General features: G+C 65.5%; 13 protein-coding genes. 5 read left to right on the top strand and 8 right to left on the bottom strand.

Annotation, left to right across the window (positions count from 1 at the left end; all coding sequences use genetic code 11):
• The first annotated feature begins 144 nt into the window (after nucleotides 1-144).
• Nucleotides 145-1347 carry a GAF domain-containing sensor histidine kinase gene (locus tag ACFSUD_RS14950; RefSeq protein WP_386375300.1) on the top strand — a complete coding sequence of 401 codons (1203 nt, stop codon included), beginning with the start codon at nucleotides 145-147 and terminating at the stop codon, nucleotides 1345-1347.
• 49 nt (nucleotides 1348-1396) lie between these two features.
• On the opposite strand, the gene ACFSUD_RS14945 is transcribed toward ACFSUD_RS14950, so the two are convergent.
• Complete coding sequence (locus tag ACFSUD_RS14945; RefSeq protein WP_386375299.1) at nucleotides 1397-2656, bottom strand: MFS transporter; 1260 nt, start codon at nucleotides 2654-2656, stop codon at nucleotides 1397-1399.
• A gap of 216 nt (nucleotides 2657-2872) precedes the next feature.
• Between ACFSUD_RS14945 and ACFSUD_RS14940 the strand changes: the two genes are divergently transcribed.
• Nucleotides 2873-3544, top strand: coding sequence for an SOS response-associated peptidase (locus tag ACFSUD_RS14940; protein ID WP_386375298.1), 672 nt, complete (start codon nucleotides 2873-2875; stop codon nucleotides 3542-3544).
• 15 nt (nucleotides 3545-3559) lie between these two features.
• Here the strand turns inward: ACFSUD_RS14940 and ACFSUD_RS14935 are convergent, their stop codons facing one another.
• Together ACFSUD_RS14935 and ACFSUD_RS14930 are read right to left on the bottom strand one after the other, a co-directional pair.
• On the bottom strand, nucleotides 3560-3916 hold the full coding sequence (locus tag ACFSUD_RS14935) for a hypothetical protein (RefSeq protein WP_386375297.1): 357 nt from the start codon (nucleotides 3914-3916) through the stop codon (nucleotides 3560-3562).
• An 83-nt stretch (nucleotides 3917-3999) separates the two neighbouring features.
• The gene (locus tag ACFSUD_RS14930) at nucleotides 4000-4908 is read right to left on the bottom strand and encodes a LysR substrate-binding domain-containing protein (protein WP_386375296.1); all 909 of its coding nucleotides are present in this window, start codon (nucleotides 4906-4908) and stop codon (nucleotides 4000-4002) included.
• Between the two features lie 98 nt (nucleotides 4909-5006).
• Between ACFSUD_RS14930 and ACFSUD_RS14925 the strand changes: the two genes are divergently transcribed.
• The 3 genes from ACFSUD_RS14925 to ACFSUD_RS14915 all read left to right on the top strand — a co-directional run bounded on the left by ACFSUD_RS14925 (nucleotide 5007) and on the right by ACFSUD_RS14915 (nucleotide 9490).
• Complete coding sequence (locus ACFSUD_RS14925) at nucleotides 5007-6230, top strand: acyl-CoA dehydrogenase (protein WP_386375295.1); 1224 nt, start codon at nucleotides 5007-5009, stop codon at nucleotides 6228-6230.
• Nucleotides 6231-6362: 132 nt separating this feature from the next.
• A complete protein-coding gene (locus tag ACFSUD_RS14920) occupies nucleotides 6363-8564 on the top strand; it encodes a thiamine pyrophosphate-dependent enzyme (RefSeq protein WP_386375334.1) in 2202 nt (733 codons plus the stop codon).
• Nucleotides 8565-8644: 80 nt separating this feature from the next.
• On the top strand, nucleotides 8645-9490 hold the full coding sequence (locus ACFSUD_RS14915) for a fumarylacetoacetate hydrolase family protein (protein WP_386375294.1): 846 nt from the start codon (nucleotides 8645-8647) through the stop codon (nucleotides 9488-9490).
• A gap of 71 nt (nucleotides 9491-9561) precedes the next feature.
• On the opposite strand, the gene ACFSUD_RS14910 is transcribed toward ACFSUD_RS14915, so the two are convergent.
• From ACFSUD_RS14910 to ACFSUD_RS14890, 5 genes are all read right to left on the bottom strand, one after another.
• On the bottom strand, nucleotides 9562-10794 hold the full coding sequence (locus tag ACFSUD_RS14910) for a mandelate racemase/muconate lactonizing enzyme family protein (RefSeq protein WP_386375293.1): 1233 nt from the start codon (nucleotides 10792-10794) through the stop codon (nucleotides 9562-9564).
• A 69-nt stretch (nucleotides 10795-10863) separates the two neighbouring features.
• The gene (locus tag ACFSUD_RS14905; protein ID WP_386375292.1) at nucleotides 10864-11955 is read right to left on the bottom strand and encodes a zinc-binding dehydrogenase; all 1092 of its coding nucleotides are present in this window, start codon (nucleotides 11953-11955) and stop codon (nucleotides 10864-10866) included.
• Nucleotides 11956-12047: 92 nt separating this feature from the next.
• Nucleotides 12048-13373 carry a lyase family protein gene (locus tag ACFSUD_RS14900; protein ID WP_386375291.1) on the bottom strand — a complete coding sequence of 442 codons (1326 nt, stop codon included), beginning with the start codon at nucleotides 13371-13373 and terminating at the stop codon, nucleotides 12048-12050.
• A gap of 65 nt (nucleotides 13374-13438) precedes the next feature.
• Nucleotides 13439-14227: a 3-oxoadipate enol-lactonase gene (pcaD, locus tag ACFSUD_RS14895; RefSeq protein ID WP_386375290.1), complete on the bottom strand. Its 789-nt coding sequence runs from the start codon at nucleotides 14225-14227 to the stop codon at nucleotides 13439-13441.
• Nucleotides 14228-14401: 174 nt separating this feature from the next.
• The gene (locus ACFSUD_RS14890) at nucleotides 14402-15361 is read right to left on the bottom strand and encodes a threonine ammonia-lyase (RefSeq protein WP_386375333.1); all 960 of its coding nucleotides are present in this window, start codon (nucleotides 15359-15361) and stop codon (nucleotides 14402-14404) included.
• Between the last annotated feature and the right edge of the window lie 7 nt (nucleotides 15362-15368).

The following is a 15368-nucleotide window of genomic DNA, read 5'->3' as shown; positions in this document are numbered from 1 at the left end:
CACCCTTGCCGATGTGCCGGTCCGTGTCTTTTTTGCCCGGACCCGAAAGCCGCGCAATGCTGCCCAAATCCTGCCCCACTCCTTAATTACTCAAATTTCAGTAAAGTAATTGATGAAGTTCGATTGGTCCAAAGAGGCAGCAGCATGAGAACCTACCCGGTCCCCTTCAACGAAGATTCCCGCGTCACCGCGGTGCAGAATGTACCGGGGCTGACCCGCGACAACGAAACATTGTTCGACGCGATCTGTACCGCCGCGGCGCGGCTGCTCGACTGCCCGATCGCCCATATCAGCGTCGTCGAGGAAAACACCCAATGGTACAAGTCGGTGGTCGGCATAGAGCTCGAGGAGATGCCCAAGAACAATTCCTTCTGCACCCATACGATCATGACCGGGATGCCGATGGTGGTGCCCGATCTCAGCCAGGACGCGAAATTCCGCGAGCATCCGATGGTGGCCGAAGGCGGACCGCAGGCGCGTTTCTATGCCGGTGTGCCGCTGATCCTGTCCTCGGGTTTCCGTTTCGGCTCGCTCTGCGTGCTCGATTTCGTCCCTCATGAAAGGCCCACGCCGAAGGAACTGGCCACGCTCGAAGAACTCGGCCGCGCCATTGTCGCCGCCCTTGAAAAGGCGCCTTCCCAGCCCGCCGCGCCGCGCGACACCACCGCGCAGGAAACCTTCCTGACCCTGGTCGGTCACGAGCTGCGCACCCCGCTGACCATCATCCACGGTTCGGTGCGGATGCTCGAGGCCCGGCTGAAGGACGAAACCAACAAGAAGCTCGCCAACAGCGCGCTCAAGTCCAGCGACCACCTGTCCAAGCTGATCAACGCGATCCTGAAGTTCAGCGACGTGCGTACCGGTGAGCTGCATCTGAACGAAGAAGTCACCGATCTCGCGCCGCTGATCGCAGGGCTGCATCAGGATCACGCGATGGCGATCAGCGAGGCGGGAAAGACCTTCGTCGCCCCGGTCTGCAACGTGCAGCTGCCGCTGCTGGTGGACCAGGAACATATCAAGATCTGCATCACCTCGCTGCTGATGAACTCGGTCCTGCACGGCGGCCAAAGCCTCGGCGTCGCCTTTGCCTATGATGACAACGGCAATATCGAGATCCGGGTAACCGATGACGGGCAGCTCGATAATCACGTCGATCTTGCAGAGCTCTACAAACCCTTCATCGTCGGCGGAGACATGTCGCAACGCGGCTCGCGCGGCGGGCTGGGTCTCGGGCTGCCCCTGACCCGACGCCTGGTCGAGCTGCACGGCGGCGAATTCGAGGTCATCACCGGCCCCGAGGGCACTACCGCCTGCATCCGCCTGCCCAAATGGCGTCGGAGGGCCTGACACCGCGCGGTCAACACCCCCGTCTCCGCCACCGAACGGGGACGGGTAGTCAGACCGCTTTCGGCGCCAGCTCAGTCTCATCCTCGACATGCCCCAACGGCATCGTCTGCAACGTCGAGGTGCGTCCGGCAGTGGCGGGCTGGAAACTGGTCTTCTCCGCTTCGGCCACCGCCACCCGGCGCGAGATCCGCCAGATCGTGTAGAGGATCACCGACAGATGCGAAAAGGCGGTCACCAGATAAAGCGCCCTGAGCCCGACCTCCGCCATCGCATAACCCGCCAGAAGCGGCCCGATGATCGACCCGACCCCATAGGTCAACAGCAAGCCCCCTGAAATCTGGATCGAACTTCCCGGCTCGGCGTGGTCATTGGCATGGGCCACGATCAGCGGATACATCGCATAGATCGACCCCCCGAGCAGCGCTGCCAATACAAGGTTCAGCATCCGCCCCTCAGGTGCCAGCAACAGAAAGCCGAGGTCAGCCGCCAGGGCCAGAACGGCGACGCCGACCAGCACAAAGCGCCGGTCCATCTTGTCCGACATCAGCCCGACCGGGATCTGCATCAGCGCGCCTGCGAGGATCGGCACCGAGGTAAAGACCGCCACCGCCGCGAGGATCAGGCCGACCCGTTCGGCATAAACCGCCGCCAGCGTGGCGAAAGAGGCGTTCGAAACCCCGACCCAGAACACCGCGAACACCGCCACCGGCGAATTGCGCCACAAACTGCGCAGGTTCAGCTTGACCGAGGCCAGCGGCACCGGCGTGCTCGACGAACTGATCGCCGTCGGCACCAGCGCCAGGCAATAGAAGATTGCCGCCCATGCGAAAAACACAAACCCGTTCGGGTCGCCCAGCGTCAGCATCATCTGCCCCGCGGTGGTCGCCGCGAGGTTGACCATCGTATAGACCCCGAAAACCCGGCCCCGACTGGCCGGCGCGACCTGATCGCTGAGCCAGCTCTCGACAACCATTGCCGTCCCGGCAAAGCAGAAACCGCAGATGCCGCGCAGCAGGATCCAGGCCCATGGCGTGATCATGATGGCGCTGAACAGGATCGAGATCGCCGCGATCGCCGCCATCGCCCCGAACGCCCGTACATGCCCGACCCGCGCCACCAACGGCGCGGTCATGATACAGCCCGACACGTACCCGACCGCCCAGCCGGTTCCCAACAGCCCGAGAGACAGCGCCGAGAACCCTTCGGCAGAACCGCGCACCGGCAGGATCAGCGCGTTTATCCCGCCGCCAAACAGCAGAAAGGCCGAGCCGAGCAGCAGGGCGCTGATCGGCAGGAATTGACGAAGCATGGCGGATCCTCACTAACAAACCATCAAGGCTGACCACTCTGTGCCAGAAACCGGAGCCGGTGGGAACTCGGCGCTCAACGCCCTCCGCATCGGCGGCAGTTTTGCGCTGCCCTCGAACCGGAATTTCACGCATAAGGGAAAGCTGCGCAGAGAAGCTTTGCCGATCCCGTCGAGCGTCCTATCATGTGGAATGCTCAGCGCATGAAAGGGGGCAACATGTGTGGACGAATGGCAATTACCCTGCCGCCCGATGCCATGGCACAGCTCTTCGGCGCCGCTCCGGCCAATAACCTGCCGTCGGTGCCCAATTTCAATGTCTGCCCGACCTACGATGTTCATGTGATCGCCTCCAAACCGGACGGCGGACGGCAGCTGCGGGGCATGCGCTGGGGATTGATCCCACGCTGGTACAGAAAGCCTGGCGATGGACCGCTGTTGATCAATGCCCGCGCCGAAACCGTGGCGGAGAAACCGGCCTTCCGCGACGCGGTGCGTAACCGCCGGGCGCTGGTGCTGGCCAGCGGCTTTTTCGAATGGACAAAAGACGGCGAGGGCGGGCGCGACCCATGGTACATCACCCGCCGCGACGGCGCGCCGCTGGCCTTTGCCGCGCTTTGGCAGGAATGGCGCGACAGCGAAAGCAACCTGACCACCAGCTGCGCGGTCATCACCACCGCTGCCAATGCGCCGATGCAGGCGATTCATCATCGCATGCCGGTGATTGTCGAAAGCGAGGACGTCCCGCTCTGGCTCGGCGAGGAAGGTAAGGGCGCCGCGCCCCTGATGCGCGCGGCTGCGCCGGAACTGCTGCATTGGCACCGGGTCGATCGCAGGGTCAATTCCAACCGCGCCGACGGTCCGGAGCTGATCGCGCCGCTTGCCGCCTGAGGAAAGACCCGGGCTTTAGCCGTCGGTGGTCGGTGCAGGCTCGAAGGTGAAACTGCCCTCCAGCATCTCGCCGTCCTCCAGTCCCGGACCGCTGAAACCCTGCGGTATCTCTTCGGCCAGATCCAGCACGAAGCTTCCGTCGATCGGGATCGGTCCCGAGCTCCATGATTCTTCTGCCCCGGTCACCGTCTGCGCCGCATCGCTGCTGTTGATGAAGATCAGCCGGTCGCCGGGTTGCGCATAGGTCAGCGAGGGGAAATAGGCACCCTCGGTGATCAGCACCTCGTGATCCGCGGCAAATCCGGCTCCGGCGCCGAAAACTGTGGCCGTGACAGCCAGGACAGCAAGTCCCCGATGCGATGCAAACGTCATGTGAATATTCCTCCGTAGCGGGCTCAGCCGGTAATATCCGACGTTCATAATCACCGATTGCGGCGCAAGTTTGGCGCGCCGCGTCAGCTGCCCCCGCCACTCGCGGTCTGCATCGTCTGCGCCTTCAGCCAATCCCGGAACGAGGCCAGCGCTGCGGGCTCGTTCCGGTCCTCGGGCCAGACCAGGTAATAGCTGCCGATGCTCTGCGTGGTCTGCGGCGAGGCGAGGATCAGCTGCCCGTCCGACAGATAGGGTCGTGCGAAAAACGTCGGCAGCAGCGCCACACCCAGCCCGTGGATCGCGGCCTGCGCCATGGTCGAGAACTGATCGAACATCATCCCCGGCGGCGGTTCCTGATCCACCCCGAGCGCCGAAAGCCAGCGCGCCCAGCCGCGCGGCCGGGTCTCCAGATGCAACAGCGGATGGCGCAGCATCTCGGCCGGGTCCTGCAAGGGCGCCGCCAGCAGATCCGGCGCACAGACCGGCACCACCCGCTCGGGCATCAGCGGCAGGTAGCACACGCCGGGCCAATCCTCATGACCAAAATGGATTGCCGCGTCGAAAGGGCTGCCCTGGAACGGAAAGGGCTGCAGCCGGGTCGAGAGATTGACCGTGACTTCGGGATGCGCCCGGGCAAAGCCGCGCAACCGCGGCGCCAGCCAATGCATTCCGAAGGCCGGCAGGATCGCGAGATTGAGCGCGCCACCCGACCGGTCGCTGCGCGCCCCGAGGGACGCCTGAGCCAGCCGATGCAGGATGTCACGCACCCGCAGCACATATTCCTGCCCGGCCTCGGTCAACACCAATTGCCGCCCCTGTCGGTCGAGCAAGGTCACCCCGAGCTGCTCCTCCAGCGTCTTCAATTGTCGGCTGATGGCGCTCTGGGTCAGGGACAATTCCTGCGCCGCCCGGGTCGCCGAACCAAGCCGCGCCACTGCCTCGAAAGCGAGCAGGGCGGAGATCGAGGGCAGGAAGCGGCGCGGCGCGATCATATGAGTTTTTCTCATGCAGACAGAATAAAGCAGCGATAGAGTTCCGCTTCCCGATTTGCAATACTCCGCGCCAAATGCAGCCTTTGAAAGGAAATGCCATGAACGCCGAAACCCCGGTCCTGAAAGCCAAGGACGCGCCCGACCTGGGCAATTTCGACTGGAGCGACCCGTTCCGCCTGGCCGACCAGCTCAGCGAAGACGAGCGGATGATCCAGGACAGCGCCCGCGCCTATGCGCAGGAGAAGCTGCAGCCGCGGGTGATCGACGCCTATGCCAACGAAGAGACCGACGCGGGGATCTTCCGCGAAATGGGCGACATGGGCCTGCTCGGCGTCACCCTGCCGGAACAATATGGCGGGCTCGGCGGCAATTATGTCTCCTACGGCCTCGTCGCGCGCGAGGTCGAACGAGTCGACAGCGGCTATCGCTCGATGATGTCGGTGCAATCCAGCCTGGTGATCTATCCGATCTATGCCTATGGCTCCGAAGCGCAGCGTGAGAAATACCTGCCCAAACTCTGCTCGGGCGAATGGATCGGCTGTTTCGGCCTGACCGAGCCCGACGCGGGTTCCGACCCGGCGGGCATGAAAACCCGCTCGGTGAAGACGGCGAACGGCTACAAGATCACCGGCTCGAAAATGTGGATCTCCAACGCGCCGATCGCCGATGTCTTCGTGGTCTGGGCGAAATCCGACGCGCATGACGGGAAGATCCGCGGCTTCGTGCTTGAAAAGGGCATGAAAGGCCTCTCCGCCCCGAAGATCGGTAACAAGCTCTCCCTGCGCGCCTCGATCACCGGCGAGATCGTGATGGATGGCGTCGAAGTCGGCGAGGAGGCGCTGCTGCCGCATGTTCAGGGCCTCAAGGGCCCGTTCGGCTGCCTCAACCGGGCCCGCTACGGGATCAGCTGGGGTGCGCTGGGCGCCGCTGAATTCTGCTGGCATGCCGCCCGCCAATACGGGCTTGACCGCAAACAATTCAACAAGCCGCTGGCCCAGACCCAGCTGTTCCAGAAGAAGCTCGCCGACATGCAGACCGAAATCACGCTCGGCCTGCAGGCCTCGCTGCAGGTCGGTCGCCTGATGGATGCCGCCAATGCCGCGCCGGAGATGATCTCCATCGTCAAACGCAACAATTGCGGCAAGGCGCTCGACATCGCGCGCATGTCCCGCGACATGCATGGCGGCAACGGAATCTCGGGTGAATTCCAGGTGATCCGGCACATGATGAACCTCGAAACGGTGAACACCTATGAGGGCACCCATGACGTGCATGCGCTGATCCTGGGGCGCGCCCAAACCGGACTCCAGGCGTTTTTCTGATTTCGGAACGAGGGGGTTTTCCACCCCCTCGCACTCCCCCGAAGGTATTTCGGGCCAAGAGAAGACAGCTGCTTCTTCGGGTCTCAGATACCTCCGCCGGAGGCAATGATCTCTTACCAGTGGAAGGTCGATATGGACCGCGTCGCCATCGTTCATGACAATTTCCTGCGCCGGGTTGCCGCGCGGGATTTCCCCGTTTCAGGAGGGGCTGCCGCGTCGCTTGCGCCCGAGGACCTGCTCAGCCTCTACCGCGCCCAGGTTCTGAGCCGCGCGCTCGATCTGCAGAGCCGGGTGATGCAGAAACAGGGGCAGGGGTTTTACACCATCGGCTCCAGCGGCCATGAGGGCATGGCAGCCGTGGCCCACGCGCTGCGCCCCGATGACATCGCATTTCTGCATTACCGCGACGCGGCTTTCCAGATTGCCCGCGCCGATCAGCTCGGCGGGCAGGACATGCTGCGCGACATGCTGCTCAGCTTTGCCTGTTCAGCGGAGGATCCGACCAGCGGCGGGCGCCACAAGGTGCTCGGCAGCCGCGCGCTGATGATCCCGCCGCAGACCTCGACCATCGCCAGCCATCTGCCCAAGGCGCTGGGCGCGGCCCACAGCATCGGGCTGGCGCGGCGCAACCGGCCCGAGCACGCGATCCTGCCGCGCGATGCCATTGCCATGTGTTCCTTCGGCGACGCGTCGGCCAATCACTCGACCGCTCAGGGTGCGATCAACACGGCCTGCTGGACCGCGGTGCAGGGCGTGCCGCTGCCCCTGCTTTTCGTGTGCGAGGACAACGGCATCGGCATTTCCACCAAGACCCCGGTCGGCTGGATCAAGGCGTCGATGCGGCACCGTCCCGGCCTGCGGTATTTCGAGGGCGACGGGCTCGATCTGCACGCCGCGTATAGTGCCGCCAAGGCCGCGGCCGATTATGTCCGCATTCACCGCAAGCCTGCGTTTCTGCACTTGCGCACTGTCCGGCTCTATGGTCACGCCGGCGCCGATGTGGCCACGTCCTACCTGCCGCGCGCCGAGGTCGAGGCGGACGAGGCCAATGATCCGCTGCTGCATTCCGCCCGGCTGCTGGACGAGAGCGGCGCCGCTACCGCCGATGAAGCGCTGGCGATCTACGAGCAGACCCGTGAAGCGGTCGCGGCCGAGGCGGAGCGAGTCGTCAAGCGGCCGCGCCTCGCCAGTGCCGCCGATGTCATGGCGAGCCTTATCCCGCCGCCGCGCCCCTGCGCGCCCAGCAACGGCCCAAGCGCCGAAGCCCGTGCCGAGGCCTTCGGCAGCGACATGGCGCAGATCGAGGCTCCCCAGCCGATGTCCCGGCTGATCAACTGGGCGCTGCATGACTTGATGCTCACCCATCCCGAGACCCTGCTGATGGGCGAGGATGTGGGCCGCAAGGGCGGCGTCTATGGCGTCACCCAGAAACTGCACCAACGTTTCGGCCCGGCCCGGGTGATCGACACCCTGCTCGACGAGCAGAGTATTCTCGGCCTCGCCATCGGCATGGCCCATAATGGCTTCATCCCGATGCCGGAGATCCAGTTTCTCGCCTATCTGCACAATGCCGAAGACCAGCTGCGCGGCGAGGCGGCGACCCTGCCGTTCTTCTCCAACGGTCAATGGAGCAACCCGATGGTGCTGCGCATCGCCGGGCTCGGCTATCAGAAGGGTTTTGGCGGGCATTTTCACAATGACAATTCCCTCGCGGTCTTGCGCGATATTCCCGGCCTGATCATCGCCTGCCCGTCCTCGGGCGATGAAGCCGCGCTGATGCTGCGCGAGGCGCATCGTCTGGCGCGCGAGGAGCAGCGGGTCGTGGTCTTCGTCGAGCCGATCGCGCTCTACCCGATGCGCGATCTGCTCGAACCCGGCGATGGCGCCTGGATGCGAAACTACCCGGCGCCGGACAGGCGCATCGGGTTGGGAGAGGTCGGGGTGCATGGCGACGGCAATGATCTGGCGATCGTGACCTATGGCAACGGCCATTACCTCAGCCGTCAGGCCCGGCATGATCTGGCCGGGCAGGGCGTCGATGCCCGGGTGATCGACCTGCGCTGGCTCGCGCCCCTGCCGCAGGAGGCGCTGATCGCCGCCATCGGGGAGCGCCCGGTTCTGATCGTCGATGAATGCCGTCGCAGCGGCGGTCAGGCCGAGGCGCTGATGGCACTGATGGCCGAGCAGGGCGTACAGCGGTCTGCGCGCCTCACCGCCGAGGACAGCTTCATCGCCACCGGCCCGGCCTATGCCGCGACCCTGCCCTCGCGGGAGGGGGTCGTGCAAGCCGCGCGGGAGCTGCTCGACACAGGAAAGCCACAGCCTGCGCAATAGTGCCGCAGGCCGCGGTCGCGGTCTTTCCAGCGCCCGGATTTCCGTGCTGCATGGCGTCACGGAAGCAGGGGGAGGAAGCAATGAAACTGGCACGGATCGGCGCGGCGGGGCGGGAACGTCCTGCGATCATGGACGCGAACGGGCAGTGGCGCGATCTCGGCGGGCAGCTGTCCGACATCGACGGCGCTGCCCTCACCGAAGCCAGTCTCAGCCTGATTGCCGGGATCGACCCCGAAACGCTGCCGCTGCTGCCCGAGGGACAGCGCATCGGTGCCTGTGTCGGCAATGTCGGCAAGTTCCTCTGCATCGGGCTCAATTACCGCGACCATGCCGAAGAAGCCGGCATGCCGATCCCCGAACATCCGATCCTGTTCCTCAAGGCCAATTCGGCGATCTGCGGCCCGCAGGACGACCTGATCCTGCCGCGCGGTTCGGAAGCCACCGATTGGGAGGTCGAGCTTGGTGTGGTGATCGGGCGCACATGCAAATACGTTGATGAGGCCGGTGCGCTGGCGCATGTCGCGGGCTATTGCGTGATCAACGATGTCTCCGAGCGGCATTTCCAGACCGGCCTCACCGGGCAATGGACAAAGGGCAAAAGCTGCGACAGCTTCGGCCCGATCGGCCCCTGGCTGGTCACCGCCGACGAAATACCGGACCCGCAGGCGCTCGCCCTCTCCTGCAACGTCAATGGCATCACCCGGCAAGGCGGCAACACCGGCACGATGATCTTCAGCGTCGCGCAGATCATCTCCCATCTCAGCCAGTTGATGACCCTTCATCCGGGCGACGTGATCTCCACCGGCACACCCCCGGGTGTCGGCATGGGCATGAAGCCGCCCCTTTACCTCAAGCGAGGCGATGTCGTTGAGTGCGCGATCGAGGGCTTGGGCGCGCAGCGTCAGACTGTGGTTGCGGACAGATGATCCCGCCAATTGTTTAAGCCATTGTTAACGCGAAATGTTTCGCGCGTGAAACATTTCGCCGCGCGCGCCGCTCAGTCTTTCAGTGGCGGCGCACCCCCGGCAAAGCTGTTGCCTTTGACATAATCACAGGGCGCCTCCTGCATCTGCAAATGCAGCCCATCGCCCCGATAGGGATGCGCCCGCGCCAGATCCTCATCGACCTCGATACCCAGCCCCGGCGCCTCGGGCGCGGCGACAAAACCCTCCTCCACCCGAATACTGCCCCTGATCAGCCGGTCATGAAAATCGGTCTCGATCGTCTCGACCATCAGGATATTCGGCAGGGACAGCCCAAGCTGAACATTCGCCGCCCATTCCACCGGCCCGGCATAAAGATGGGGCGCCACCTGTGCGTTATAGACCTCCGCCAATGTGGCGATCTTCTTGCCCTCCCAGATCCCGCCCGCACGCCCCAGCGCCGGTTGCAGGATGCGCGCCGCCCCGGCGCGCAGCACCGGCGCAAACTCCGCCTTGGTGCTCAGACGCTCGCCAGTGGCCACCGGGATCCGCACCGCGCCCGCCACCTTTGCCATTTCCGCCATGCAATCCGGCGGCACCGGCTCTTCGAACCACAGCGGCGAGAACCGCTCCAACGCCTGCCCAAGCCGGATCGCCCCGGCGGTGCTGAACTGACCATGGGTGCCAAACAGCAGATCCGCCCTGTCGCCCACCGCGTCGCGGATCGCGGCGCAAAACGCCACCGATTGGGCAATATCCGCCATGCCCGGCATATGCCCGCCGCGGATCGTATAGGGCCCGGCCGGGTCGAACTTCACCGCCGTGAACCCGCGCGCGACACAATCAGCCGCCGCTTCGGCAGCCATCTCGGGTGAGGTCCAGAACACCTCGGTGTCATGATGCGGCAGCGGATAAAGATAAGTATAGGCGCGCAGGCCCTCGTTCATCTTCCCGCCCAGCAAGGCATGGACCGGGCGCTCCCGCGCCTTGCCGAGGATATCCCAGCAGGCAATCTCCAGCCCCGAAAACGCCCCCATGACGGTCAGATCCGGGCGTTGCGTGAAACCGGAGGAATAGGCGCGCCGGAACATCAGCTCGACGTTCTCCGGGTTTTCTCCGGCTATGTGCCGCGCAAACACGTCCTCGATCACCGCCCGCATTGCGACCGGCCCGACCGAGGCGGCATAACATTCGCCCCAGCCGGTAATCCCGCAGGCCGTGATCAGCTTCACCAGGATCCAATAGCGCCCGCCCCAGCCTGGCGCCGGGGGCGCGGTCACGATGATGTCGAGATCCTGCAGCTTCATGTTCGCCCTCTTCGTTTCTTCTGACGCGAAATACCTCGGGGGTTCCGGGGGCAGCGCCCCCAGTTCCGGTCATTCCCGATCGAACAGGATCACGTTGCGCCGTGCCGCCCCGGCCTTGGTATCGGCGATCGCGTCGTTGATCTGCGCCAGTGGCCAGCGCCCCGAGATCAGCTCATCGAGCTTCAGCCGCCCCTGCCCATATAGATCGATCATCCAGGGGATGTCGCGCTGCACCACCACCTCGCCCATCTTCGAGCCGACCATGCCCTGTGCACTGGCCGCCAGCATGACCGGCTCATAGCGCGACAGCGCGCCGGTATGTGGCATCCCGACCATGATTACCCGCCCGCCGGGCGCGAGGTAGCGTGGCGCGCTGTCATAGGCCGGGATCGCCCCGACGGTCACGATCACCGCATCGGCGCCGCGGCCGATCGCCTCGCGCACGGCGCGCCAGGGTTTCTCCGCACTGGCCAGCACCCCGTCAGTGGCGCCGAAGTCGCGCGCCACCGCCAGCTTGTCCTGTGACATGTCCACCGCCACGATCCGCCGCGCACCGGCGATCCGCGCGCCTTGTATCGCGTTGAGTCCGACACCGCCGACCCCGATCACCACCACATCCTGCCCGGCCCGCAGCTGCGCGGCATTGACCACTGCCCCGATGCCGGTGATCACCCCGCAGGCGACCAGACAGGCGGCATCCTTGGGGATGTCATCGGGGATCTTCACCACCTGGCTCTGATCCACGACGACCTTCTCGGCAAAGGCGCCGCAGGCCATCGCCTGATGCAGCTTGCCGCCCTCCCGGGTCCGGAGCGGCCCCCGGTCCCCGTCATAGGGCGTTTCGCAGGCGGTCGGGCGGCCGGCGGCACAGCTCGGGCAGGTGCCACAGGCGCGGATCAGCGTCGCCACGACGCTGTCGCCCACGCACAGACCTTGCACCGCCGGTCCGAGCGCGCTGATCCGCCCCGCCGCCTCGTGCCCATAAACCGCCGGTAGCGACCCGCCCCAGGCGCCCTCCGCATAGGAAATGTCGGAATGACAGATCGCCACCGCATCGAGCGTCACTTCGAGCTCGCGGCCCTCGGGCGCGCGTAGCGCGACCTCCTCGATCACCAGCGGAGCGCCGAATTCATGACAGACGGCGGCTTTGATCAGCGTCACGGCGGATCCTTTCTCAAAGGCAGAGGGTCAGCTTTCCGCGAGCCTGACAAGCCTTTCCGGATCGCGCAAGTGCCAAGCGTGGTGACGCATGGTCAGAGCCGTGATGCCCGCGTCACGAAGGCCCGCGCCATCGCCGGGGCCTGACCCATCTGGGTGGCCGCGTCGAACAGCGCGGCGGGCAGGGCCGGGTAATCGGCGCGGGCCAGTTTCTCTAGCGGCACCTGTTTCTCCTGCGCCTCGATGCAGAGCATCTTTGTCGCCTTCTGCGCTTCGGGCCGGGGCATCAATGCCGACAACGCGAAGCTCAGCGCTTCGGCATGGATCAGTCCGAGGTTCGATTCGAGCGCCGCATGCATCTGCACGGGACGCGGCGCGATCTCTTCGGCCAGGGTCCGCGCATGGGCCAATGCGGCGGCAAGGCTCAGGCTCAGCGACGGCAGGGCCAGCCATTCGGCGAACCACGCCGCGCCGTCGCGCTGATGCTGGTGCATCGCGGCACTCTGCAGACTCGCGCGACTGCCGCTGAAATGATGCGCCAGCGCCACCAGCACCGAGGGGCCGACGGGGTTCTGCTTCTGCGGCATTGTCGAGGAGGCGCCGGCATGTCCAAGGCTCACCTCCTCGATGCCGCTGCCGGTCAGCCCGATCAGGCTCTGTCCCATCCGCCCGAGCGTTGCCATCACCTGACCCTGCCAATCGGCAATCCGCAGTACCGGGCTGCGATCGTCATGCCAGCTGCGCTGCGGATCGTGCAGTCCCAGCGCCTCGGCCAGCCTGCGCCGCGTTTCCGCCGCCCTCGGTCCGAGCGCCGAACCGGTCCCGGCCGCCCCGGAGAGCGAGACATAAAGCGCGTGTCGGCGCAGGTCCGGCAGCGCCTGGAGCGCATCGATCAACGGCTCCCCCCAGCCCGACAGCACCGCGCCCCAAGAGGTCGGGGTGGCAAATTGCCCATAGGTGCGCCCCGGCATCGGCAGCGCCGCATGGGCCCTAGCGCCCTTGGCCAACGCCGTGATAATGGCGCGCAGGTCATTCTCGGCCAGCACCAGCGCCTGACGCAGGCGCAGCATCAGCGCGGTGTCGATGATGTCCTGACTGGTCGCCCCCCAATGCACGAATTGCGCATGTTCCGGCGCCTGCATCTCGCTGCGGAATGCGGCGACGAGCCCCGGCACGCAGACGCCGTTCTCGCCGGTGGCCCCGGCCAACGCGCCCGGATCGACCTGGATCTCGAGGCTCGCGCGATGGATCGCCGCGGCGCTGAGCTCCGGGATCACGCCCTGCGCGCCCTGCACCTTGGCCAGCGCCCCCTCGACCAGCAGCATGGCGCGGATCGCGGCGGAATCGGAAAACAGCCGCCCCGTCTCACCGGTGCTGAAGAGCTGGGCATGGAGCGGGCTGTCGAAAAGCGATGCGGACAAATGTGGGGTCTTTCCGTGTCTGTTGGACGTCAGGCGCGAGATGGCGGGGCAGGGCCCCAGAGGGGTCAGATATGTCCGACGTTCCTGAGAAACTCGGTCAGGATGCGGGCATATTCCTCGGGCTGTTCGACACAGGGCAGATGCCCGGCCTTGCGGATCAACTCGAAGCGGCTGGCCGGGATCAGCTCGATGGTTTCGCGCACAAGATCCGGCGGCGTCGAACCGTCATCGGCCCCGGCAATGCCGAGTGCGGGCAGGCGCAGGCTGGCGGTGGTGGTGTAGAAATCGCTGTGCGAGATCGCGCCGCAGACCCCGGCATAGCCGGTCGCGGGCTGGCGCACCAACATGTTGCGCCACAATTCGAGCTCGGGCGTGGCGCGGAAACCTGGCGAGAACCAGCGCTCCATCACCGCATCGGCAAGGCTCTCGATGCCTCCCGCCTGCACCGCCGCAATCCGCTCGGCCCACATCGCACGGTTGCCGATCTTGGCCGCGGTATTGGATAGCACCAGCGCGCGCACCTGATCGAGCCGCTTCACCGCAAGCCCCTGCGCGATCATACCGCCGACGCTGAGCCCGACGAAGACGCAATCGCGCACCTCGAGATGATCGAGCAGCCGCTCGGCATCGGTGATCAGCGCCCCCATGTGATAATCCCCCCCCGGACAGGAGGAGAGACCATGGCCGCGCTTGTCATACCGGACGATCCGCAGCCCCTCGGGCAGATGCGACAATACCGGGTTCCAGAGCCGCAGATCCGTGCCGAGCGAATTGGCGAAGACCAGTGTCGGCCCGCTCTCTGGCCCGTCGACTCGGTAGTGCAGGCGGACCTCGCCGGTATCGAAAAGATGCATGATCGTCTCCTTTCAGACGGACAAGGGCAGGCGGAACGTGGCGCAGGGCCCGTCGCGCAGCGCCTCGACCGATCCTATCGAGCAGAGCCGCTGCGTCCGACCGTATTCCCGACCATATCACGCGGGAACTTTCACAGAAAGCACTTCACCCCGGCGAGGCGTCCCCGTCCCGGCTCAGCGCAACCGGTCGAGCGCCCGGGCAAATATCCCCGGATCGACATTCCCGCCGGTGATCGTGACGATCACCGCATCGCCTTCGATTTCGTTGGCCCGGAACAACGCCGCCGCCAGCGCCACCGCGCCGCCGGGCTCGGCCACCAGCTTCAGCCAGTTGAAGGCATGGCCCATGGCTTGCAATACCTCGTCATCGCTGACCACGAGCCCCGCACCCGCCAGCCGTTTGAGGATCGGAAAGGTCAAGTCTCCCGGCTGCGGCGTGACGATCGCATCGCAGAGCGCATTGCCGCGCCGCGCATTGCTCTCGATCCACCCCGATTGCAGCGAGCGGGCGGTATCGTCATAGAACTCCGGTTCAGCCGTGCGCACCCGCAGCCCCGGCGCCTCGGCTTCCAGCGCCAGCGCGACCCCGCTCGACAGCCCGCCGCCGCCGCAGCAGACTATCACATCGGCTTGGGTAATGCCCAACGCGCGCGCCTGCCGGGCAATCTCCAGCCCGGTGCTGCCCTGACCGGCAATCACCTCAGGCTCATCGAAGGGTTTGATCAGGCTCAGCCCGCGGGTCTCGGCAATCTCGCGCCCGATCGCGCCGCGGTCCTCGTTCTCGCGGTCATAAAGCACCACCTCGGCGCCGAAGGCACGGGTGTTGGCAATCTTCAGGCGCGGCGTGTCCTGCGGCATCACGATCACCGCCTCGATTCCGTGCATTTTTGCCGCCAGCGCCACACCTTGCGCATGATTGCCGCTGGAATAGGCAATTACCCCGCGCGCGCGGATCTGCGGCTCCAGCGCCGAAATGGCCGCATAACCGCCGCGAAACTTGAATGATCCGGTATGCTGCAGGCATTCCGGCTTTACCCAGACCTGCCGCCCGGCGATCTCGTCCAGAAACGGCGAGGACAGCAGCGGTGTGAGGCGCGCATGGCCCTCAAGCCGCGCCGCCGCCGCGCGGATCATTTCGATA

This window comes from Sulfitobacter aestuarii (assembly GCF_042685005.1).
GTDB classification, from domain to species: domain Bacteria; phylum Pseudomonadota; class Alphaproteobacteria; order Rhodobacterales; family Rhodobacteraceae; genus Sulfitobacter; species Sulfitobacter aestuarii.
The sequence above is the reverse complement of the archived record's forward strand: the minus strand, read 5'-3'. Positions and strand labels throughout refer to the sequence as shown.